The 21,408-nt window shown below is 70.9% G+C and carries 18 protein-coding genes, 2 pseudogenes and 1 riboswitch; of the genes and pseudogenes, 12 read left to right on the plus strand and 8 right to left on the minus strand.

Annotation, left to right across the window (positions count from 1 at the left end; translation table 11 throughout):
• Positions 1–120: 120 nt before the first annotated feature.
• The 6 genes from ABT171_RS36405 to ABT171_RS36430 all read left to right on the plus strand — a co-directional run bounded on the left by ABT171_RS36405 (position 121) and on the right by ABT171_RS36430 (position 6,969).
• Positions 121–1,266, plus strand: coding sequence for a VOC family protein (locus tag ABT171_RS36405; RefSeq protein ID WP_351250696.1), 1,146 nt, complete (start codon positions 121–123; stop codon positions 1,264–1,266).
• Complete coding sequence (locus ABT171_RS36410) at positions 1,263–2,201, plus strand: fumarylacetoacetate hydrolase family protein (protein WP_351250697.1); 939 nt, start codon at positions 1,263–1,265, stop codon at positions 2,199–2,201. The genes ABT171_RS36405 and ABT171_RS36410 overlap by 4 nt, the downstream gene beginning before the upstream one ends.
• The gene (gene mhpA, locus ABT171_RS36415) at positions 2,198–3,799 is read left to right on the plus strand and encodes a bifunctional 3-(3-hydroxy-phenyl)propionate/3-hydroxycinnamic acid hydroxylase MhpA (RefSeq protein ID WP_351250698.1); all 1,602 of its coding nucleotides are present in this window, start codon (positions 2,198–2,200) and stop codon (positions 3,797–3,799) included. The genes ABT171_RS36410 and mhpA overlap by 4 nt, the downstream gene beginning before the upstream one ends.
• A 16-nt stretch (positions 3,800–3,815) precedes the next feature.
• On the plus strand, positions 3,816–5,849 hold the full coding sequence (locus ABT171_RS36420) for an acetoacetate--CoA ligase (protein ID WP_351250699.1): 2,034 nt from the start codon (positions 3,816–3,818) through the stop codon (positions 5,847–5,849).
• Positions 5,846–6,193 (plus strand): DoxX family protein, encoded by a 348-nt coding sequence (locus ABT171_RS36425; RefSeq protein ID WP_351250700.1) that lies wholly within the window; start codon positions 5,846–5,848, stop codon positions 6,191–6,193. The genes ABT171_RS36420 and ABT171_RS36425 overlap by 4 nt, the downstream gene beginning before the upstream one ends.
• Positions 6,194–6,276: 83 nt before the next feature.
• Positions 6,277–6,969, plus strand: coding sequence for a hypothetical protein (locus ABT171_RS36430; RefSeq protein ID WP_351250701.1), 693 nt, complete (start codon positions 6,277–6,279; stop codon positions 6,967–6,969).
• A 291-nt stretch (positions 6,970–7,260) separates the two neighbouring features.
• On the opposite strand, the gene ABT171_RS36435 is transcribed toward ABT171_RS36430, so the two are convergent.
• Positions 7,261–8,694 (minus strand): short-chain fatty acyl-CoA regulator family protein, encoded by a 1,434-nt coding sequence (locus tag ABT171_RS36435; protein ID WP_351250702.1) that lies wholly within the window; start codon positions 8,692–8,694, stop codon positions 7,261–7,263.
• Between the two features lie 381 nt (positions 8,695–9,075).
• On the opposite strand from ABT171_RS36435, the gene aceA reads away from it, so the two are divergent.
• The 4 genes and pseudogenes from aceA to ABT171_RS36455 all read left to right on the plus strand — a co-directional run bounded on the left by aceA (position 9,076) and on the right by ABT171_RS36455 (position 14,114).
• Positions 9,076–10,356 carry an isocitrate lyase gene (gene aceA, locus ABT171_RS36440; protein ID WP_351250703.1) on the plus strand — a complete coding sequence of 427 codons (1,281 nt, stop codon included), beginning with the start codon at positions 9,076–9,078 and terminating at the stop codon, positions 10,354–10,356.
• A gap of 115 nt (positions 10,357–10,471) precedes the next feature.
• Positions 10,472–11,080 (plus strand): annotated as a pseudogene (locus ABT171_RS36445) (malate synthase A); the annotation flags it as partial.
• A gap of 55 nt (positions 11,081–11,135) precedes the next feature.
• Positions 11,136–13,384, plus strand: a pseudogene (gene metE, locus ABT171_RS36450) (5-methyltetrahydropteroyltriglutamate--homocysteine S-methyltransferase); the annotation flags it as partial.
• Positions 13,385–13,532: 148 nt separating this feature from the next.
• Positions 13,533–14,114, plus strand: a complete 582-nt coding sequence (locus ABT171_RS36455; protein ID WP_351250704.1) for a histidine phosphatase family protein — start codon at positions 13,533–13,535, stop codon at positions 14,112–14,114.
• A 15-nt stretch (positions 14,115–14,129) separates the two neighbouring features.
• Here the strand turns inward: ABT171_RS36455 and ABT171_RS36460 are convergent, their stop codons facing one another.
• From ABT171_RS36460 to ABT171_RS36490, 7 genes are all read right to left on the minus strand, one after another.
• Positions 14,130–14,468: a hypothetical protein gene (locus tag ABT171_RS36460; protein WP_351250705.1), complete on the minus strand. Its 339-nt coding sequence runs from the start codon at positions 14,466–14,468 to the stop codon at positions 14,130–14,132.
• A gap of 146 nt (positions 14,469–14,614) precedes the next feature.
• Complete coding sequence (locus tag ABT171_RS36465) at positions 14,615–15,367, minus strand: CbtA family protein (protein WP_351250706.1); 753 nt, start codon at positions 15,365–15,367, stop codon at positions 14,615–14,617.
• A 22-nt stretch (positions 15,368–15,389) separates the two neighbouring features.
• The gene (locus ABT171_RS36470) at positions 15,390–15,611 is read right to left on the minus strand and encodes a CbtB domain-containing protein (RefSeq protein ID WP_208030505.1); all 222 of its coding nucleotides are present in this window, start codon (positions 15,609–15,611) and stop codon (positions 15,390–15,392) included.
• A gap of 35 nt (positions 15,612–15,646) precedes the next feature.
• Positions 15,647–15,791, minus strand: a riboswitch (cobalamin riboswitch).
• A gap of 181 nt (positions 15,792–15,972) precedes the next feature.
• Positions 15,973–16,563, minus strand: a complete 591-nt coding sequence (locus tag ABT171_RS36475; RefSeq protein ID WP_351250707.1) for an SUKH-4 family immunity protein — start codon at positions 16,561–16,563, stop codon at positions 15,973–15,975.
• A 147-nt stretch (positions 16,564–16,710) separates the two neighbouring features.
• A complete protein-coding gene (locus ABT171_RS36480; RefSeq protein WP_351250708.1) occupies positions 16,711–17,574 on the minus strand; it encodes a phosphatase PAP2 family protein in 864 nt (287 codons plus the stop codon).
• A complete protein-coding gene (locus tag ABT171_RS36485) occupies positions 17,571–18,389 on the minus strand; it encodes a polyphosphate polymerase domain-containing protein (RefSeq protein ID WP_351250709.1) in 819 nt (272 codons plus the stop codon). The genes ABT171_RS36480 and ABT171_RS36485 overlap by 4 nt, the downstream gene beginning before the upstream one ends.
• On the minus strand, positions 18,386–19,039 hold the full coding sequence (locus ABT171_RS36490; protein WP_351250710.1) for a DUF4956 domain-containing protein: 654 nt from the start codon (positions 19,037–19,039) through the stop codon (positions 18,386–18,388). Before ABT171_RS36490 ends, ABT171_RS36485 begins: the two co-directional genes overlap by 4 nt.
• Before the next feature lie 154 nt (positions 19,040–19,193).
• Here ABT171_RS36490 and ABT171_RS36495 point away from each other — a divergent pair, with 154 nt between their 5' ends.
• Both ABT171_RS36495 and ABT171_RS36500 read left to right on the plus strand, forming a co-directional pair.
• The gene (locus tag ABT171_RS36495) at positions 19,194–19,865 is read left to right on the plus strand and encodes a response regulator transcription factor (RefSeq protein WP_351250711.1); all 672 of its coding nucleotides are present in this window, start codon (positions 19,194–19,196) and stop codon (positions 19,863–19,865) included.
• The gene (locus ABT171_RS36500) at positions 19,862–21,235 is read left to right on the plus strand and encodes a sensor histidine kinase (RefSeq protein WP_351250712.1); all 1,374 of its coding nucleotides are present in this window, start codon (positions 19,862–19,864) and stop codon (positions 21,233–21,235) included. The genes ABT171_RS36495 and ABT171_RS36500 overlap by 4 nt, the downstream gene beginning before the upstream one ends.
• The last annotated feature ends 173 nt before the right edge of the window (positions 21,236–21,408 follow it).

Below are 21,408 nucleotides of genomic sequence, written 5' to 3' on the forward strand. Positions count from 1 at the left end.
CGCAACGATGGCACTGCCATTACTGATGAGATCCTCAATTATTTGGGCTGCACCTATTGACGATGAGAAACAGCAGAGTTGATGATTTCCTCATTACGGCAGTGTTGCTTGGAGGACACCATGTCCCACATCCCCGTTAACAAGGGCGGTCCTCTGACGCCCCACCAGGACCTCCACAGTGAGCAGGGCGCCCTACGCGGCGAACACCCCGGACGAGCCCGGAATCCCGTGATCAAAGTGGCGGACCTGGCCTGGCTGGAGTTCGAGAAGCCGGACCTGGACCGGGCCGAGGTGTTCGCCCGTGACTTCGGCTTCGCGATCGCCGCCCGCACCGATCACGAGCTGTGGCTGCGCGGCACGTTCGCGGGCCCACCCTGCATGGTCATCCGACGCGGCAGTGCGTCCCGGTTCATCGGGCCGGCGTTCCGTGCGGCCGAGCGGACCGATGTGGACCGGCTCGCCGCCGCCGTCGGAAACACCGTCCGGGACATCGACGTCCCCGGCGGCGGCCGGTCGGTCGCCCTGTTCGATCCCTCGGGACTCCCGGTCCGGGTGGTGCACTGCGCCGAGCCGCTTCCCGCGCTGCCCGGGCAGCAGCCGCTGACCCTCAACACCGGCATCGAAGGCCGTCGTACGAACACCACCCAGCGCCCGCCCCGTGAGCCGTCCCGCATCCAGCGCCTCGGCCATGTGGTGCTGGAGACACGGACGTTCGCCCGCACCCTGGACTGGTACCTGGACACCCTCGGGATGATCGTGTCCGACTTCCTGTTCCTGGACGGGCAGCGCGGGCGCGGGCCGACCATGGCGTTCATCCGCTGCGACCAGGGCAGCACGCCCGTGGACCACCACACCCTCGCCCTGCACCTCGGGCCGGGCACCGGCTACGTCCACTCCGCCTACCAGGTCACCGACCTCGACGCGATCGCCACCGGCGGGGAGTACCTGGCCGAGCGCGGCTACCAGCGCAGCTGGGGGATCGGCCGGCACATCCAGGGCAGCCAGCTCTTCGACTACTGGCGGGACCCCGACCGCTTCATGCTGGAGCACTTCGCCGACGGCGACCTGTTCTCCTGCGACCTCGAACCCGGATGGGCACCGATGTCGGCGAGCGGCCTCGCGCAGTGGGGACCGCCCGTCACCCGCGACTTCCTGGGCGCCAACCCCTCCCCCGCCAAGTTCCGCGAGGTCATGACGGCCCTGCGCGGCGACAACGAACTCGACCCCGCACGCCTGCTGGGCCTGATGAAAGCGATGAGCTCATGAGCACCAACGTTCTGCGCACCTCCGACGGCTGGTGGGTCGTCCGCGACGAGCGGGCCGTCCGCATCGAGACCAAGGCCGTCACCACCGCCGAGCTGCTCGCCGACCGGGACGCCGTACGCGAGGCCGCCGCCTCCGGCGAGAGCGGCACCCCGGTGGCCGACCTGGTGGCGCTGCCTCCGGTCACCACCCCCTGCCGGGTGGTCGCCCAGATGGTCAACTACCGCAGCCACGCCAAGGACTCGGGCTTCACGGGCGACATACCGCCCGCCTTCTTCCGCAAGGCGTCCGGCTCGGTCAGCGGCCCGCACGACACGATCGTCCGCCCCACGCACGTGAACTTCCTCGACTACGAGGTGGAACTCGGCCTCGTCATGGGCGCGAGGCTGCCGGTGGGCACCGTCGTGCAAGAGCGGGACCTGCCCTCGTATGTCGCCGGGCTCGTCCTCACCAACGACGTCAGCGCCCGCGACGTCCAGCTGACCAAGACGCAGTTCTACGAGAGCAAGTCCTACCCGACCTTCACACCGACGGGGCCGTACCTGGCCCTGCTGGAGCCGGAGGACTTCGACCGCCTGATCGACCTGCGACTGCGGCTGTCGGTGAACGGCGTAACGCGTCAGGACCGCACACTGGCCGACATGATCGTGCGGCCCGCGCAGGCCCTCACCCTGCTCGCCCGCTTCCAGACCCTCGACCCGGGCGACCTGCTGCTGACCGGTACGCCCGGCGGCACCGCCCTGAAGGCCCCGCCCAAGCCGGTCGAGAAGATCGCCGCGCTGCTGCCGCCCGCGCTGAAGTGGAAGGCGTTCTTCAACGGCCAGGCCAAGAACCCCCGGTATCTGCGCGACGGTGACCTCGTGACCGCCTCGATCGCCACCCCGGACGGGCGGATCGACCTGGGCGAGCAGCGGACCGCTGTGGCGGACGCGACGTGAGCGCCGCATCCCGGAGACCGGTAGTGATCATCGGCGCGGGACCCGTCGGAGTCACGGCCGCGCTCCTGCTCGCCCGGCACGGAGTGCCCAGCCTGCTCCTCGAACGCCACCGGGGCATCTACCCCCTGCCGCGCGCCGTCGTCGTGGACGACGAGATTCGCCGCATCCTGCAGAGCGTCGGCGTCCACGAGGAGTTCGCCACTCTCGCCAGGCCGGCGCCCGGATTGCGGCTGCTGGACGCCCGGCGCCGCGTGATCGCCGAGTTCCCACGGTCCCTGCACGGCCACCACGGCTTCCCGCAGACCAGCATGTTCGACCAGCCAGAGCTGGAACGGCTGCTGCGCGACGCCCTGGCCCGTCGCCCCGAGTGCGAGCTGCGGGGCGGGGTGGAGGTCGTGTCCGTCAGTCAGGACACCGACCGAACGGCTCCGGTCCGGGTCACCTTCCGCCGCGACGGCAGCGATGAGGAGGAGCACGTGTGGGCCGACGCCGTCCTCGGCTGCGACGGCGCGGGCAGCATCACCCGCGACGCCATCGGCGCCGTGTGGGAGGACCTGCATTTCGAGGAGAGCTGGCGGGTCATCGACGTGCGCACCAGCCGCCGGGTGAGCAGCTGGGACGGCGCCGAGCAGATCTGCTGCCCCACCCGCCCGGCCACCTACATGCGGGTCGGCGAGGACCGCTACCGCTGGGAGTTCCGGCTGGACGACGACGAGCGCCTGGACGGCCCGCAGGGGCGGGCACGCCTGCGGGAGCTGGTCGCCCCCTGGGTGGATCTGCCGTCCGACGGGTCGGAGGACGACGACTTCGAGGTGATCCGGCAGGCGCAGTACACCTTCCGGGCCCGCCTCGCCGACCGGTGGCGCCGTGGGCGCGTCTTCCTGCTGGGCGACGCGGCCCACCTCACCCCGCCCTTCATCGGGCAGGGCCTGTGCGCGGGCCTGCGCGACGCCCGCAACCTCACCTGGAAACTCGCCCGCGTCCTCCAACAGGGCGCGGACGACCGACTGCTGGACACCTACGAACGCGAGCGCAAGCCGCACGCCCGCCACATGGTCCGTGTCGCGGTCGCCGTCGGCTGGGCCATGACCGGCGGACAGGACCGCGGTGCGGCCATCCGCCGGGCCGTGGTGGGCGCGGCCTGCCGCATCCCCGGTGTGACCGCGGCGGTGAGCCGCGACCTCAGTCCCGCACTGGCCGCCAATCCGCTGGTACGACGCCGCCCCCGGCTGACCGGCCGCTCACTGGCCGGCACCTTCTGCCCGCAACCCCGGGTGATCGTCGACGGCAGGCGAGAGCGCCTCGACGACATCCTCGGAGACTCCTTCGCCGTGCTGACCGCCCTGCCGCCCACGGCACGGATGACGGGCGTGGCCACGGCCCTGGGCGCATCCGTGATCCATGTCGACGACCTGGACGACGACGGCACGCTGGCCGCATGGCTGTCACGCGGCCGGGCGGACGCCGTGCTCCTGCGCCCCGACCGCGTCGTGATGGACACCGTCCCCACCGGCACCGGCGACTTCACCGACGCCGCCGCCTGGGCTCCCCTGCTGCACACGGCCCGCCGCCCCGCCGAAGCCCGGCCCGCACCCTGACGAGGAACACCACACCATGACCACCCCGCACTCCACGCCCTGTCCGGAGCCCTTCCTGCCGCCCGACCCCCAAGCGGCCGCCGGCAGCCGCATCGCGGACTTCGCCCGCTGGGCCGCCCGGCACCAGGGCGCCGAAGGGATTCCGGACCCGACCGACTACCAGGCCCTGCACCACTGGTCCGTCACGGACCTGGAAGGATTCTGGGCCGCGGTGTGGGAGTACTTCGACATCGACGCCACCGCTCCGTACGAGCGGGTGCTGGCCGAGGAGACCATGCCCGGCGCCCGCTGGTTCCCCGGCGCCACCCTCAACTACGCCCACCACGCACTGCGCCACCTGCACCCGGACGCACCCGCGATCACCGCACTGGACGAGACCGGAGCCGGCTACGAGATCACGGGCCGGCAGCTCCGCGCCCAGGTCGCCTCCGTCGCGGCCACCCTGCGCGACCTCGGCGTCGGACAGGGCGACCGGGTGGTCGGCTACCTGCCCAACACCCCCCACGCCGTCATCGCCTTCCTCGCCACCGCCAGCCTGGGCGCGGTGTGGTCGGTGTGCGGCCAGGACTACGCACCCAAAGCCGCCGCCGACCGCTTCGCCCAGCTCGAACCCACCGTGCTCATCACCGCGGACGGCTACCTCTTCAACGGCGCCCGCCACGACCGCCGCGCCGCCTCCCTCGACCTCGCCGCCGCCCTTCCCACACTCAAGGCCACGGTCCTCGTGAACCACGCGGGCCTCGCCTGGCCCGAAACCCGCACCGCAGGACTGACGGTTCCCTGGGAGGACGCGGCCACCCGCGCCGAGTACCTCACCATCACCCCGGTGCCCTTCGACCACCCGCTGTGGATCGTCTTCTCCTCCGGCACCACCGGCCTGCCCAAAGGCATCGTCCACGGTCACGGAGGCGTCCTGCTGGAACACCTCAAGACCCTCGGCCTGCACTGCGACCTGGGCGCCGGGGACCGCCTGCTGTGGTACACCACCACCCACTGGATGATGTGGAACCTGGCCGTCTCCACCCTGCTGACCGGCGCCGCCACCTGCACCTACGACGGCAGCCCCGCTCCGGTGGCGCGCCCGGACGTCCTGTGGGAGCTGGCGGCCCGCCACAAGGTCACCGTCTTCGGCACCAGCCCCCAGTACCTGCTGGCCATGGCCAAACTCGGCATCGAACCGTCCACGCATGACCTGTCGGCCATCCGGGCCATCGGCTGCACCGGCTCCGCCCTGCCCGCCTCCGCCTACCCCTGGGTCCGAGACCACGTCGGCGCAGGCGTCCAGCTGGCCTCCACCAGCGGCGGCACGGACGTCGTCTCCGGCTTCGCCGGCAGCGCCCCCACCACCCCGGTGTGGGCGGGTGAACTGTCGGCTCCCAACCTCGGCGTGGCGCTCGCGGCGTACGACGGCGCGGGACGGCCGGTCGTCGACCAGGTCGGCGAACTGGTCGTCACCCGGCCCATGCCGTCCATGCCGCTGCACTTCTGGAACGACCCCGACGGCAGCCGCTACCGAGACGCCTATTTCTCCGCCTACCCGGGCGTGTGGCGGCACGGCGACTGGATCACGGTCACGGGTCACGGCTCGGTGATCGTCCACGGCCGCTCGGACGCCACCCTCAACCGCAACGGCGTACGCCTGGGCAGCGCCGACATCCACGACATCGCCGAACGCCTCCCTGAGATCGCCGAGGCCCTCGTCATCGGCGCGGAGGAACCCGACGGCGGCTACTGGATGCCGCTCTTCGTCGTCCTCGCGGACGGGCACGTCCTGGACGAGTCCCTGTGCGAGAAGATCCGTGACGCCATCCGCACCGGCGCCTCGCCCCGCCATGTCCCCGACGAGATCCTCGTCGTACCGGCCATCCCGCACACGAAGACCGGCAAGAAGCTTGAAGTCCCGGTCAAGCGCCTCCTCCAGGGCGCACCCGCAGAGCAGGTCCTCAATCCCTCCGCGGTCGACAACCCCGACCTGATCGCCTACTTCGCCGGCCTGGGAGCCGAACGCCGCCGGCTCCGCCACCCGCACGCCCCCGAGGACGTCTCGTGATCCTCTCCGCCTCGCTGACCTGTCTCATCGCGTTGATCTTCGCCCTGCTGGGCACGGCCAAGATCCTGGCCCTGGGTCCGATGCCCGAGCTGGCCGCCCACGCCGGCTTCACCACCGCGGCCTACCGGGTCATCGGCGGGCTGGAGCTGGCGGGCGCCATCGGCGTGGCCCTCGGCCCGGTCCTACCGCTGTGCGGCGACCTGGCCGGTATCGGGCTGCTGATGCTGCTCGCCGGTGCCGTGACCACGCACGTACGCAAGGGCGACCGGCTGGCCAAGCTCCTCCCCGCGGTGACATGCGCGGCCCTGGTCGCCTGGTATCTCGTACTCCTCGCCGGCCTCTGACCCGTTCCGGGGAGGACCGGCGGCCACTCGTCCTGTGAGCGGGCCCACCGGGGGGCTGGCAGACTGGGTCTGTGGTTCCGCTGATGGCCGCGGCGGATCAGACCGCGTCCTCATCGCTTACCGGCGCCAGTGTCGTATCAGCCTGCGCACTGCTCTTCACCGTCGCGTCGTTCTGGTGGCTCCACGCCCGACAGGGACGCCTGAAGGCGTGGGAGCCCCATGTCTTCGCGGCGATCGTCCACGGTTCCACGGCACGCCTACGACTGCCGCTCATCCTGCACAACACCGGCCCCAAACCGATCGTCGTGCAGGACCTCATCCTGACCTTCCCTGATGAGCCCGCCTCCCATCTGCCGCTGCTGTGGGTGTCCTCCCCGTCCCGCCTCCAGCCGGGGCCGGACGAGGAGACGAAGCTGCCGGCCGGATTCGTCGTGCCCGGCAGAGAAGCGCAACAGCTCTTCATCGAGTTCGAGGCACCGTTCTCCGGATTCATCCCGGAGGCCCGTGACTACAAGGCCCAGATACAGGTGCGGGTCGGCCACCGCAAGGGCTGGCGCCCCCTGCTGACGTTCATCCTCAGGGCCGCCAACATCATCGATCCAGACCGCTACACCGTCTACAACAACGCACCGGTCGAGCTGACGAAGGAAGACCAGAAAAGAGCGGACGCCGCGCTCCTCGAACTACTGGAAGAGCACGGGGACGGCTCCCCTCCGGACGGCAGGAGACAGGAAGACCCTCCGAATGACGAAGGTGACGCCGACACGAGCCGCTGACATCGCCGTCCGTCCGCTGGACGTGGGCAGCGGTGGCACCGGCCCGCTTGGGGCGGTCTGAACCGTGATGCGCCTGAACTCGGCAAGGCCCCCATGGGGACACAGTGGGTCCCTGCCGCTGCGCGTCGCGCCGTACCCACGAAGGTTCCGCTCGGTAGGAGTCGCAGCATCCTTGGGGCTGGCCGCTCCACCACGGTGCCTTCGGTTGGTGCGGCCCGGTCTGCCGGGGTCTGCCGACAGCGCTCGGCCCCTCAACGGCGTGGATCATGTAGTCGTTCTCCGGCGCCGGCCCTACGCCCGGCCCGCCTCGTGGTCCGATGGGGCGTCGGGGCCGGTCACCGGGTAGGGGACGAAGGTGCTGCTGTCGGGGTCGATCCGCAGGGCACGGCCGAGCGGCGGTGCGGCGCGTTGGGGGCAGCGGAGGCGTTCGCAGACCCGGCAGCCCATGCCGATGGGCGTGGCGGCCGAGGCGTTGTCGAGGTCGAGGCCGTCGGAGTAGACGAGGCGATGGGCGTGGCGGATCTCGCAGCCCAGGCCGATGGCGTACGTCTTGCCGGGCTCGCCCCACCCGCCGCGGTGCCGGGTGACCGCTCGGGCCGTCCAGAGGTACCGCTGGCCGTCGGGCATCTCGGCGATCTGGACGTGGATGCGGCCGGGGGCGGCAAACGACTCGTACACGTTCCACAGCGGGCAGGTGCCTCCGGCCCGCGAGAAGTGGAACACGGTGGCGGACTGGCGTTTGGACATGTTGCCGGCCCGGTCGACCCGGACGAAGGAGAAGGGGACGCCGCGCAGGCGGGGGCGCTGAAGGGTGCTCAGGCGGTGGCAGACGGTCTCGTAGCCGAGGCCGTAGCGGTCGGTGAGGCGCTCGATGTCGTAGCGGAACTCCTCGGCCGCCGTGTGGAAGGCGGTGTACGGCAGGATGAGCGCGGCGGCGAAGTAGTTGGCGATGCCGATGCGGGCCAGCGCGTGGGCCGGTGAACCGGGTTCGAAGTCCTCCTCCGCCAGCCTGCCCAGGCCCTCGTCGTACTCCAGCAGGGCGAGCTGCGTCGCCATGCGGAAGGCACGCTGGCCGGCCCGCAGTCGCGGGGACAGGTGGAGGGCGCGAGTCCGCCGGTCGTAGCGGTGCAGCCGTTCGCCGGGCTCCGCGGCGAGGTGAACGCCGTGTGCCTGCGCGAGCCTGGCCGTGAGGGCCCCGATCACCTCGCCGGGCCGTACTCCGATCTCCTCGGCCAGGTGCTCGGCGGCGAGGTCGGTGTCGTGGAGGTAGTTCTGGCGACGGTAGAAGAAGTCCCGGATCTCCTCGTGGGGCGAGGGCGCGGTGCCCCGGTCTGAGTCCCGGCCGTCCGTCACACCGGCCAGCCGCTCGGACAGGAGCTGGTTGCGGCGGCCCAGGTCGATCAGGACCTGGGCGACCGCGGGCATGCGGGAGGCCAGGTCGGCCAGGTCGGACGGGGTGACTCTGGCGGCGGCGATCTCTCCCGTCAGCGCCTCGCGAAGGTCGGCCACCAGGCGGGTCGTGTCGCGGGCCGAGAAGAACCCGGGGTCGACGCCGTAGGTCTCGGTCAGCCTGAGCAGGACCGGCACGGTGAGTGGGCGGGAGTCGTGCTCCATCTGGTTCAGATAGCTGGGGGAAATACCCAGAGAGCGGGCGAACTCCGCCTGGCTCATCCCGCGTTCCTCACGCAGTCTCCGCAACCGCGCCCCCGCGTAGGTCTTGCTCACCGCCGGTTCCTCCCTGCCGGGGATCAGATCGGGTCAGCGTACGGGACCAACCGGCGGTAGGAGCATGCGCAGACTTGGCAGAACGGTGCCCGAAGATTCGCAGAAGTTGGCACACGTCCCTGCTTGTTGGCACTGAGTGCCAGTGCCAGAGTCGTAGTGCGGCTCGCCGGACCCGGCAGACGCCTCTCGGGACCGGGGCACGATTCACTGCCCTGACGTCGGAGACCCCGGCACGCGCGAGGTCTGCGCCCGGCAGCATTGCTCACCTTCGCCTCCAGGGTGACGGCGGGCCGCAGCCAGCACATCGACACGCAGTGCCACCCCTGTTCGTCAGGCAGGCGGAATTGGCTATCTGCACAGACCGAGGAGACGGTGACCGTCATGGCAGAAGCGAGGACGCAGGCGGCCGAGGAACTGGCCCGGCGCTGGGCCACCGACCCGCGCTGGAAGGGCGTCGAGCGGACCTACAGTGCGGAGGATGTGGTCCGGCTCTCCGGCAGCCTCCGCGAGGAGCACACTCTGGCCCGGCACGGCGCCGAACGCCTGTGGCGCCGGCTGCACGAGCGGGACTACATCCACGCGCTCGGCGCGCTCACCGGCGGTCAGGCGGTCCAGCAGGTGAAGGCGGGGCTGCAGGCGATCTACCTGTCCGGCTGGCAGGTCGCCGCCGACGCCAACCAGGCCGGCCACACCTACCCCGACCAGAGTCTGTACCCGGTCAACTCCGTTCCGCAGGTGGTCCGCAGGATCAACAATGCGCTGCTGCGCGCCGACCAGATCGCCATCAGCGAGGGCGACAGCTCCACCGACTGGCTGGCGCCGATCGTGGCCGACGCGGAGGCCGGGTTCGGGGGCCCGCTGAACGCCTTCGAGCTGACCAAGGCGATGATCGCGGCGGGCGCGGCCGGCATCCACTACGAGGACCAGCTCGCGTCGGAGAAGAAGTGCGGCCATCTCGGCGGCAAGGTCCTCGTGCCGGCCTCGCAGCACATCCGCACCCTGAACGCGGCCCGGCTCGCCGCCGACATCGCCGACACCCCGACCGTGATCATCGCCCGCACCGACGCGCTGGCCGCCACCCTGCTGACCAGCGATGTCGACGAGCGCGACGCCGAGTTCGTCACCGGCGAGCGCACTGCGGAGGGCTTCTACCGGGTGCGCAACGGCATGGCACCCGTGATCGCCCGCGGACTGGCCTACGCCCCGTACGCCGACCTGATCTGGGTCGAGACCGGCACCCCTGACCTGGACCAGGCAAGGGAGTTCGCCGAGGCGATCCACGCGCGGTACCCGGACCAGATGCTCGCCTACAACTGCTCGCCCTCCTTCAACTGGAAGGCCGCGCTCGACGACGACCAGATCACCAAGTTCCAGCGCGAACTGGGCGCGATGGGCTACAAGTTCCAGTTCATCACGCTGGCCGGCTTCCACTCCCTCAACCACGGCATGTTCGACCTCGCCCGCGGCTACGCGGAGCACGGGATGACCGCCTATGTCGACCTCCAGGAGCGGGAGTTCGCCGCCCAGGCGCACGGCTTCACCGCCGTCAGGCACCAGCGCGAGGTCGGCACCGGCTACTTCGACCTGGTCTCCACCGCCGTCAACCCCGGCTCCTCGACGACTGCGCTGGCCGGTTCCACGGAGGAGGAGCAGTTCCACTAGGCCGGCCTTTCGGGACCTGTCCGGTCTGCCCCGGTGAGCGGGGTCGTACGACGTCCCGGTCCGCCCCCGCTCCCGCACGCGCCCACCCCGCCACGCCCTGCCCGCAGGAGAAGCGATGTCCACCAGTGCCCTGACCCACCGTGTCCGTGTCCTCGCGCCCCCGGGCGACCGGCACGACGAGATCCTCACGCCCGCCGCCCTGGACTTCGTGGGCCGCCTGGCCGAGGCCTTCGGCCCACGCCGGTCGGACGTGATGAGGGAACGCCGCCGACAGGTCCTGCGCCTGACGTCGGGCTCGCCGCTCGACTTCCCGATGGTCACCTCCGCCATCCGCGCCGACCCGACCTGGCGGGTCGCACCACCCGCCCCCGGGCTGACCGACCGCCGCGTCGAGATCACCGGCCCACCGGACCGCCGGGTGACCGTCAACGCCCTCAACTCCGGGGCCAGGATCTGGATGGCCGACTTCGAGGACGCCACCGCACCCACCTGGAACAACGTCGTCGGCGGCCAGCTCAGCCTGCTCGACGCCATCGAGCACCGCATCGACTTCACCACACCCGGGGGCAAGCAGTACCGGCTCGGCGAACGGCTCGCCACCATCATGGTCCGGCCGCGCGGCTGGCACCTGGACGAGGAGCACCTGGAGTACGACGGCCGCCCCGTGCCCGCCGCGCTCGTCGACTTCGGCCTGTACTTCTTCCACTGCGCCCAGCGGCAGATCGACGCCGGGCAAGGCCCGTACTTCTACCTGCCCAAGCTGGAGAACCGCTACGAGGCCCGAACTGAAGAAGGCGATCGAGGGCTACTGGAAGGGCCGCATCACCGCCGACGCCCTCCACGCCACCGCCGCCGGCCTGCGCCGTACGAACTGGCAGCAGCTCACCGAGGCCGGGATCGACGAGGTACCCACCGGCGACTTCTCGTACTACGACCATGTCCTGGACACCACCGTCATGGTCGGCGCCGTCCCCGCCCGCCACCGGGGGGCCGTGGACGCCGATCCGCTCGACGGGTACTTCGCGATGGCCCGCGGCACCCAGGACGTCGCGCCGCTGGAGATGACCAAGTGGTTCGACACAACTACCACTACCTGGTACCCGAACTGGGTCCGGACACGGTCTTCGCCGCCGACGCGACCAAGCAGGTCAACGAGCTGAAGGAGGCGCTGGCACTGGGTCTCACCGCTCGGCCCGTGCTGGTCGGCCCGGTCACCTACCTTCTGCTGGCCAAGCCCGCACCCGGCACACCGGCCGGCTTCGAGCCGCTCACCCTGCTGGACCGGCTGCTGCCGGTGTACGCCGAAGTCCTCGCCGACCTGCGGGCGGCGGGCGCGGAGTGGGTCCAGGTGGACGAGCCCGCCCTCGTCCAGGACCGCACGCCGGCCGAACTCGACGCCGCCGCCCGCGCCTACCGCGACCTCGGCGCCCTCACCGACCGGCCCAAGCTGCTCGTCGCGTCCTACTTCGACCGGCTCGGCGAGGCCCTGCCGGTACTCGCCAAGGCACCGGTCGAGGGCCTGGCCGTGGACTTCACCGAGGCCGCCGGCGCCAACCTCGACGACCTCGCCGCGGCCGGCGGTCTGCCCGGCAAGCGGCTGGTGGCCGGAGTCGTCAACGGCCGCAACATCTGGGTCAACGACCTGGCCAAGTCCCTGTCCATCCTGGGCACCCTGCTCGGGCTGGCCGCCCGGGTCGACGTCTCCGCGTCCTGCTCCCTGCTGCACGTCCCGCTCGACGCCACCGCGGAACGCGACATCGAACCGCAGATCCTGCGCTGGCTCGCCTTCGCCCAGCAGAAGACACGCGAGGTCGTCACGCTCGCCAGGGGCCTGGCCCAGGGCACCGGCACGATCACCGCCGAACTGACCGCCAACCGCGCCGACCTCGCCTCACGAGCAGACTCGCCCCTCACTCACGACCCGGCCGTGCGGGCCCGCGCCGCCGCGGTCACCGACGCCGACACCCGCCGTTCCCAGTCCTACCCCGAACGCACCGCGGCCCAGCGGGCCCACCTGCGCCTGCCCCTGCTGCCGACCACGACCATCGGGTCCTTCCCGCAGACCGGCGAACTGCGCACGGCCCGCGCCGACCTGGGCGCCGGCCGCATCGACACCGCCGGCTACGAGGAACGGATCAAGGCGGAGATCCAGGAGGTCATCTCCTTCCAGGAGAAGACCGGCCTGGACGTCCTCGTGCACGGCGAGCCCGAACGCAACGACATGGTCCAGTACTTCGCCGAGCAGCTCACCGGCTACCTCGCCACCCGGCACGGCTGGGTCCAGTCCTACGGCACCCGCTACGTCCGCCCGCCGATCCTCGCCGGTGACATCTCCCGCCCCGAGCCGATGACAGTGCGCTGGACGACGTACGCCCAATCCCTCACCGACCGCCCGGTCAAGGGCATGCTCACCGGCCCGGTCACCATGCTCGCCTGGTCCTTCGTCCGCGACGACCAGCCCCTCGCCGACACGGCCCGGCAGGTCGCCCTCGCCCTGCGCGACGAGGTCAACGACCTGGAGGCGGCGGGTACTTCGGTGATCCAGGTGGACGAACCCGCGCTGCGCGAGACCCTGCCGCTGCGCGCGGCCGGCCGTCCGGCCTACCTGGACTGGGCGACGGAAGCCTTCCGGCTGACCACCGGCGGGGTGCGCCCGGACACACAGATCCACACCCACATGTGCTACGCCGCATTCGGCGACATCGTCCAGGCCATCGACAACCTCGACGCCGACGTCATCAGCCTGGAAGCCGCCCGCTCCCACATGCAGGTCGCCCGCGAGCTCGCCGCCCACGGCTATCCGCGCGAGGCCGGACCCGGCGTCTACGACATCCACTCCCCCCGCGTCCCGAGCGCCGAGGAGGCCGCCGACCTGCTCCGCACGGGCCTGAAGGCCCTTCCCGCAGACCGGCTCTGGGTCAACCCCGACTGCGGCCTGAAGACCCGCGGCTGGCCCGAAACACGCGCCTCCCTGGAGAACCTGGTCGCCGCCGCCCGCACCGTCCGAGGGGAGCTGTCCGCCTCGTGAACTGACGAGTCCTTCATGATGGGCGCGCAGGAGCCGTCATGCTGGACCGGCAACCCCTCCGCGCACTGTGGGCCACCGATCACCCTCGGCATGTGCGTCACCGCGGCGGCGGCCCACGCCGCACGACCCCGACAGAAGGAACAGCCACGTGAGCAACCGCCTCACCTTCGTCTCGCCCGCAACGAGCCCCTCGCTGCGGCGGGCCCGCTTCTACGACGGTGAGTCGATCGACGGCATCGGCGTGGCTCGCGCCCGTGAGGCGTCCGGGTCGCTGTCCGTGCCCGGGCGTGTGGTCATGTCCCCGACTGCACGCTGCCGGGAGACGGCTGCTGCTCTGGGCCTCAGCGGCGCGGAGACACCGGAACTGGGCGGGCTGGATGTGGGCCGCTGGCGGGGCCGCACGCTGGACGCGGTGGCGGCTGCCGAGCCGGAAGCGGTGACCCGCTGGCTCACCGACCCCGGCAGCGCACCCCACGGGGGTGAGTCCGTACAGGCCCTGTGCGAGAGGGTCGCGCGGTGGTTGGAGACAGCGCGGGATGGCGAAGGTCGCACGCTCGCGGTCGTCGAGCCGGAGGTGGTGCGGGCGGCGATCACGGAAGCGTTGGGCATGCCCGCCGCTGTCTTCTGGCGCCTTGATGTCCCACCGCTGACGGTCACCGAACTCAGTGGCCGGTCCGGGCGCTGGAACTTGCGGCTGGGACAGCCACTGGCAGTGCCGGACGTCGACTAGACCCTGACCGGTGGTTCAGGACGCGGCATCCCGGTGGCGGCGCAGCAGCGCCGCCACCTCGCAGCGCAGGCAGGAGCCGTCGGCATTCTTCGGAGTGGCCTGCCGTTCGGGGCACCTCGGCGAAGAGGCGTGGAGCTGCTGCTTGCAGCCCTCTCCTTGTGCGGCGACCAGTGCCTCCAGGTCGTGCACCAGCTCTTCGGTGCGTTTGGCTTGCTGGGCCAGGACCCGGACCCGGGCGCTCTGCCCGCCGATCTGCCGACGGCTGGCGATCAGTTGGTCGTATTCCTCCCGGGTGAGAGCGACCGCCTCACGGCCACCGAGGGTTATATGACGCGGCTGGGGTGCTCTGGCCACTCGCTTCCTCCACTCCCCGGCTGGGTGATCCGCATCCGGTCGAGCTGCTTGCCGTGCCGTTCTTGCGGATGGGTGCGCTTGGGTGTCCAGGGAACGCCAGAGGGCCCCCGGATGGTTCCGAAGGGCCCTCTGTTGTCCGGAAGGAATCAGTGCGCGGCCGGAACCACGCGGCCGCTCGTGGCCGTCGCCGGCTTGGGGTTCAGCAGGCGTTCCGCCAGTTCGCCGAAGAGCAGGCCGAATCCTGTCCACAGGCTCAGCTGGATCGCCAGCGCCGAGAGCCGGAACCGCCACAGCAAGGTGGCCGGGAAGTCCTTCGGCACCTCGTTGATGACAGGCAGGAACTGGTAGGCCAGGCCGATCACTACGGCGAACGCGGCCACCGCGACCACCGTCGCCCACCAGGTGCCCAGGCTGGGTGCCAGGCGCTTGCCCAGGATGGTGGCGGCGACCGCGAGCAGGACACTCAGCAGCATCATCAGGAAGTACAGGCTGGTCCGCTTGCTGATGGTGTCGGGTTCACCGACCGAGGGCGGATTGGCCGGGTACTTCAGGAACGGCACGACGTACACCGCGAGCAGCGCACAGCCGGACAGCAGCAGCGCGGTCGCCCGCGGGCCGAAGCGGCCGACACGGCCGAGCGCGAAACAGTAGGCGAGCGCGGCGATGCCACCGAAGGCCACTCCGTAGACGAGGACGCCCGTGGCGAGGCCGGCGGTGGACTGCAGGGAGCGGGAGACGACCTCCATCTCGTGCTCGTGGGAGTGGGCATCCTCGAAGGCGATCGCCTTGTCGACGCTGGGCTCCCCGAGGAGGTACGCGATGACCAGGGCGAGCACGCCGGCGGCGAGGCCGGCGAGCATGCCTCGCACGAGGAGGTTTCTTACCGTTGCGGAGTTCATGGTGGTGCGCGGTCCCCTCGCGTCAGTGGCAGGGGAAGCCGAGCAGGTGGCGGGCGTCGTGTACCCACTCGTGGACGTCCGTGCCGTTGAACACGGAGGTGGCGCCCTGCTCGGCGCCGACGAAGTAGAGCAGGACCAGCATCAGGATGCCGAAGAAGACCGCCCAGGGAGCTATCGCCTTCAGCGGCAGCTTGGCGGGGATGGCTGGGGTGGTGGCTGTCGGCTGGGCGACGGTCTGCGCCATGGCAGAACCTCCTCTGGGAGTTCGCGTCCCATCTCGGTGGTGCACTGGACGACGGCCACGGGTCTGACTCACCCGACACCTATGGGTGTCAGGCATACAGTGGCGCGACCGTGCCGGATTCCCACCGGCTTCCGTCTCGCCGTCGTCGATATCGGACAGACCGTACCGCGTGAGGCGAGCACGGCCAAGACCGCCTGAGCCCGGCGTGATCTTCTTCTCGTACCTTCCAGGTGACCGCCCGTCGGCAAGACGCTCCAACACCGTCGACCGGGCACTGGCGTATGGGCTCACACACGCTTTCGCCCTCGCCGGAGCACAAGGGCAGCACCCTCGCCGAGCGCCGGGTCGCAGACAAGCGCCCTTAAATGAAGTGGTGTTCGGGATCCACGATGTACGTGAGGACCCCGTGCCAGCGGGAATCGGGGTTCTCCAGGGCTGCCGGATCCACAGCCATCATGGCCCTCCGGACCCGGACCTGTGCGGCCTCGGGGTCGTAAGGCACCTCGATCTCGCTTTCCCATTGCGCGTCGAAGTGCGGGCGTTCCAGTTGGAGGAGGTACAGGAAGTGCACGAAAGACCGGAGCGAGCTGTTCCACAGGTAGATCTCGGAATCGTCGGGCAGGCAGTAGACCGCGCCAGTGCCAGGATCGAAGGCGAGACCGTCATAGGGGATCATGCCCAAACCGATCCACTTGTCCGCTCCCGTGGGGACGACGGAGTAACGGTCGGTGAGTTTGCCATCCCAGTCCTCGACGCGCCCGAACCGCTCTGCCAGCTCAGCGTCCATGTCGAACCACGGATTGTCCCAGACCGGAATTCCCAGCGTTCCCAGGACTTCCCTGGCGTCGGGATCGCCGATAGCGGGTAGGTTTCCTTCCGGCGCGACAATCAATTCAGCCGGATCAAACACTGTTTCCAGCGTCTCACGCGTGAGGGCGAGCGGACGGCTCATACTCTTTTCCTGTCATTTACTGCCGACCTGAGAGAATGTCAGGATATCATCTGATGTTTGAGAAATCTCTCGGTGCACGCCCCCGGACAGATACCCGCGCGTTCACGACTCCCGACCGGCTGGCCTGGCGGGCAGATCGCCGGGTCTTCAGCGATCTCCGTGTCCGTTGACGGCGAGTTCGTAGTCGCCGATCAAGTCGCCGAGCAGGGTGCCGGCGGTGAGGTCGCTGGTGACGTGGCCGGCCATGTAGAGGCGGGAATAGAGGACTTCGGCCTGCATCCACCGGTAGTCCTCGGCGCGGTGCGGGGAGAGGGCGCTGAGGAGAGTGACGGCCGCTGCGGAACGGGCCGCGTGTCGGGAGGGGTAGGAGTACGGCCCCTTGGCGCCGGGCTTGATGTGCTTGTCGGGGCGCAGGGTCGGGTCCAGGACGAACGGGGCGGGCTGCTTGTCCTTGGCGGCCAGCTGGTCGCTGATCGTCTTGGCCAGCTTCAGGGCCGCCTTGAGCTCGGTCTTCTCGGCCGTGCCCTGCGCGGTGGGGATCAGTTCGCGCTGGTCGTGAAGGTAGAGCTGCCAGATGTCCTTCTTGCCGTGCAGTTCCAGCCAGGTCGCGGCCTTCTTGCCGGCTGCCGTGCGGGTTTTCGCGAGCTGCTGGTCCTGGCGGAGTTCGGCGCTGCGCTGCTTCACCGTGGGCGGGGCAGGCACCTGCTGTGCGGCCCAGGCGGCGAACGCCTTGTCGTCGCGGGTGGTGCCATGCGCCTTCTTCCACTGGGCGAAGAGGGCATCCGCCTTCTTGTGCTGGGCCGCGGCCTGCTTGCCGATCGGGGCGATCTCGGCGTCGGTGAAGAGCGTGGGCGGCGGGTTCTGCTTGATCAGCGCCGTCGCCCCGGGTTTCGCGGAGCCGCCGGTGGCGGCCGAGACCAGCTGCGGTCGTACCACGCCGACGGCGACGGCCGCGACGGCGAGCAGCGCGATCAGGGCGTACGGCCATGTGATGCCGCGCAGGACGTTCATGCGGCGGGGGTCCTTTCGTAGAGCGGTACCGTGCTCGCCCCGGTGGTGAAGTGGGTGCGAGCGAGGCGGCGTACGTCGTTGTCGGGGAGACCGGGGGTGAGCAGGGACTGGCCGATGACGTACTTGCTGAGGGAGACGGGCCTGCCGCCCAGGTTCAGCAGCAGCCGGTCGGCCGGGGCCGGCCGGACCCCGCCCTTGGTCTCGACGAGCACGTGGCCGGAATCGAGCGCGGCGGTGCGGTCGCCGTGGTGGCAGGTCAGTGCGCCGTCGAGGGTGACGCGGGTGCCGTGGTCCAGGTCGGCGAGGGCGGCGCGGACGTAGCGGACCTCTGCGGCGGGGGCCAGCTCCTCGGCCGTGACAGGGATGCCGGATGCGGCCAGCACCTGTTCCACGAACTCGGCTGCCTGCGCGTCGAGTTCGCCGTACGCGGTGGCCGGGACCTTGAGGGCGTCTTTGACCGTGGCGCCGCGGCCGTCCTTGGTCTTCACCTCGACCCGGCACAGCCCGTCCTCCGCGTACAGGCGGGTGCGTACCTTCCAGCGTCTGCGACGCCGCTGCACATGGGCCCGCCATGCGGCGAGCTGCTCGGTGTCGAAGTAGGTGCTGAGGTAGCTCGTCGTACGACGGCCGGCCAGGTCCAGGACGCGGTGGCTGTCGGCGAGCCCGGCGACGAGGTCGCGGGCTCGGTCGAGCGGGACGAGGTACTTGCGGTCGGTGCGGTGCTGCAGGGCCGCGGCCGCGTCGACCTCGGCCAGTGTCGCGCCGCGCAGTGCCGAAAGACCCAGTCCGACGGCGAAGGAGGACGCGGAGGTCATGACACCGTCACCTGCTCGCGCGGTTCGGCGTCCGGGGCAGCCGTCGGCTCCCCGGGCTGAGCGGGGTAGCGGGCGGAGACCCGGGTGGTCTCGCGGACGTAGTCGACCTCGTCGACGACCACGGACAGCGGCGCCTGCCCGAAGCGGAGCGCCACGTCGTGGGCGATGAGCGCGGGCTCCGGGTAGATCCGGTCGAGGGTGAGCCTGACCGTCCGGGTCGGGGGCCCGTACGACTTCGGGTCGTCCACCAGCAGCACCGCCAGCAGCACCACGGCGTCCAGTACGGCCACCAGCCACATCTGCCGGTGCGGCAGCCCCGTGCACAGGGCGATGACCAGGGTCACGAAGGTGTAGGCGACGTCGCGCAGGGTGAACGCCGCGCTGCGCAGCCGGACCAGGGAGAGGATGCCGAAGAGGCCGAATCCGACCCCGGCCGGGAACTTCCCGGCGCTGATCGTGCTCATCGCGGCGAACAGGCCGATGTTCAGCGCGGCCAGCACCAGCGGCATCGCCGGGGCGCTGCGGCGGCGCCGGTAGAGCCAGCCGACCATGACGAGCAGCGCGATGACATCGAGACCGCCGCGGGTCATCAGGTCCATGGGCGCGATGTGGCCGGCGATGCCCTTGGCGGCGAGCACCAGTGCGTGCATGTCTGTCCCTTCCGTCCCGGCGCGTGGGAACGGCGGACCGGTCGCGGTCCGCGGAGCACCGCGACGTGAACGACGGTAGGGAAGTCACATGAACAGACCATGAAGCCCCCGCACCTGGGATCCGGACCCCTGCCGGGCGGCTAGCCTGGCCGGCATGCACTACCTGGTCGTCGACGACGAGACCCGCCTCACGGACCTGGTCGTCCGCTACCTCACCGAATCCGGGCACACCGCCGAGGGCCACTACGACGGACCGTCCGGTCTCGCTGCCGCCCGCGACCCGCGCGTGGACGCCGTGGTCCTCGACGTGATGCTGCCGGGCATGGACGGGGTCCAGGTGTGCCGGACACTGCGCGCCGAAGGCATACACATCCCCGTCATCCTGCTCACCGCGCGCGCCGCGATCAGCGAGCGGGTCGCCGGCCTTGACGCCGGCGCCGACGACTACCTGGTCAAGCCGTTCGCCATGGAGGAGCTGCTGGCCCGGCTCCGCGCGATATCCCGGCGCCGTCCCGAGCACTCCGGGCGCCTGAAGGTCGGTGACCTCGTCCTCGATCCCGAGCAGCAGCGCGCCTGGCGTGGAGACACCGAGCTCGACCTGTCGCGGCGTGAGTTCGACGTACTGCGGGTGCTGATGGCGAACGCCGGGTGCGTGGTCACCCGCCTGCAGCTGCTCGACGAGGTCTGGGACGGCGAGACCGACCTGCGCAGCAACGCCATAGACGTCCACGTCTCCAAGGTGCGCGCCAAGGCCGACCGCGCCTTCGGCCGTACGACGATCACCACCCTGCGCGGGCGCGGCTACCGCCTGGAGACCACCCCATGACCCTGCCCGGCCGACTGCGGCCGTGGTTCCGGCGGCTGCCCGTCGTCACGCGCCTCGTGCTGGCCGTCGCCATCACCATGTCCCTGGTACTGACCGGAGCGGCCGGACTGGTCTACTGGCGGGTCAGGACCGCCCTCGACCAGCAGCTGAACGACGACCTGACCACCTACCGGCACAGCCTCGACCAGGCGGTCCGCACCGGAACCCGGCTCCCTCCCGGCCCCAGCGGCAGCCTCCAGCAGGTCCTCGACGCACACGGCCGCGTCCTTACCTCCAGCGACTCCCTGCGCCACCAGCCGCTGCTCACCCCCGCCGAACTCCGCGCCGTCAGGCGCGGTGCCACGGTCCGGCGTGACGTCGGTTCCCTGCTCCCGATCACGCCCGGCACCCTGCGCCTCCAGGCGAAACGCGTCACGGCGGAAGGACAGCCCCGGATCGTGATCGCCGCCGTCCGGCGCGGCCACCGCGACGAGGCGCTGCGCGAACTCCTCGCCCAACTGGCCATCGCCTCCGGCCTGACCCTGATCGCCGCCTCCTACGTCGGCTACCGCACCGCCCGCGCCGCCCTGCGCCCCGTCGAGCGCTACCGCAGCGGGGCCGCCACCCTCGCCGACGGCGCCCAGAACCTGCGCCTGGACGTGCCCGCCGACCACGACGACGAGATCACCCGCCTCGGCCACACCCTCAACCACATGCTCGACCGCCTGGCGGAGTCCGCCGAACGCGAGCGCCGGTTCGTCGCGGACGCCAGCCACGAACTGCGCACCCCGCTGTCGCTGCTCCGGGCCGAGGTCGACGTCGCCCTGCACCGCCCCCGCTCGGCCGAGGAACTCAACCAGACCCTGCGCTCCGTGGACGCCGAGGTCCAGCGCCTGATCGACCTCACCAACGCCCTGCTTGACCTGGAAGAACTCAACAGCACCCAGCACATCACCCGTGCCCCCGTGGAACTCGCCGACCTCGTAGAGGCCGCCGTCGCCCCGCATCGGCGCACCGCCGAGCGGGCGGGCCGTGCCCTGATCATCGACGCCGCCCGCGCGAGCGTCGACGTCGACGCCCGCTGGCTGCGGCCCTCGATCGGCAACCTGCTCGACAACGCCCTTCGCCACGGACAGGGGACCGTCCGCCTCACGGCCACCGTCCACGACAGCGCGCTTCGCTTGCGTGTCATGGACCAGGGGTCCGGCTTCCCGCCGGAGTTCCTGCCCCGGGCGTTCGACCGATTCGCCCGCGCCGAGGCCAGCCGCACCGGCGAAGGTTCCGGACTGGGGCTCGCCTTCGTCCACGCCGTGGCCACCGCACACGGCGGCACCGCACGCGCCGAGAACACCGGGCTCGGGACCACCGTCACCCTCGACCTGCCCTGCTGACCGACGCGCGGGTCCGGTGGCCGCGTACGGTGAAGGCATGGCCCCGGTCCCCGTGGAGGACTTCGGAGTCCGGAGCGTGAGGCGGACCGTGGGTGGTGAGCGACGCTGACTCGCAAGAAGCTGCGACAACCGCACGGGGGCGCCGGTGCCTCGGTCGAGCGTCGAAGGGGACC

The organism is Streptomyces sp. NPDC001851 (genome assembly GCF_040297165.1).
Taxonomy (GTDB): domain Bacteria; phylum Actinomycetota; class Actinomycetes; order Streptomycetales; family Streptomycetaceae; genus Streptomyces.

Coding starts and splice junctions, on each gene's coding strand:
- ABT171_RS36405 (WP_351250696.1), top strand. CDS start 121: ATGTCCCACATCCCCGTTAACAAGGGCGGTCCTCTGACGCCCCACCAG.
- ABT171_RS36410 (WP_351250697.1), top strand. CDS start 1,263: ATGAGCACCAACGTTCTGCGCACCTCCGACGGCTGGTGGGTCGTCCGC.
- ABT171_RS36420 (WP_351250699.1), top strand. CDS start 3,816: ATGACCACCCCGCACTCCACGCCCTGTCCGGAGCCCTTCCTGCCGCCC.
- ABT171_RS36430 (WP_351250701.1), top strand. CDS start 6,277: ATGGCCGCGGCGGATCAGACCGCGTCCTCATCGCTTACCGGCGCCAGT.
- aceA (WP_351250703.1), top strand. CDS start 9,076: ATGGCAGAAGCGAGGACGCAGGCGGCCGAGGAACTGGCCCGGCGCTGG.
- ABT171_RS36465 (WP_351250706.1), bottom strand. CDS start 15,367: ATGAACTCCGCAACGGTAAGAAACCTCCTCGTGCGAGGCATGCTCGCC.
- ABT171_RS36470 (WP_208030505.1), bottom strand. CDS start 15,611: ATGGCGCAGACCGTCGCCCAGCCGACAGCCACCACCCCAGCCATCCCC.
- ABT171_RS36475 (WP_351250707.1), bottom strand. CDS start 16,563: ATGAGCCGTCCGCTCGCCCTCACGCGTGAGACGCTGGAAACAGTGTTT.
- ABT171_RS36480 (WP_351250708.1), bottom strand. CDS start 17,574: ATGAACGTCCTGCGCGGCATCACATGGCCGTACGCCCTGATCGCGCTG.
- ABT171_RS36485 (WP_351250709.1), bottom strand. CDS start 18,389: ATGACCTCCGCGTCCTCCTTCGCCGTCGGACTGGGTCTTTCGGCACTG.
- ABT171_RS36490 (WP_351250710.1), bottom strand. CDS start 19,039: ATGCACGCACTGGTGCTCGCCGCCAAGGGCATCGCCGGCCACATCGCG.
- ABT171_RS36495 (WP_351250711.1), top strand. CDS start 19,194: ATGCACTACCTGGTCGTCGACGACGAGACCCGCCTCACGGACCTGGTC.
- ABT171_RS36500 (WP_351250712.1), top strand. CDS start 19,862: ATGACCCTGCCCGGCCGACTGCGGCCGTGGTTCCGGCGGCTGCCCGTC.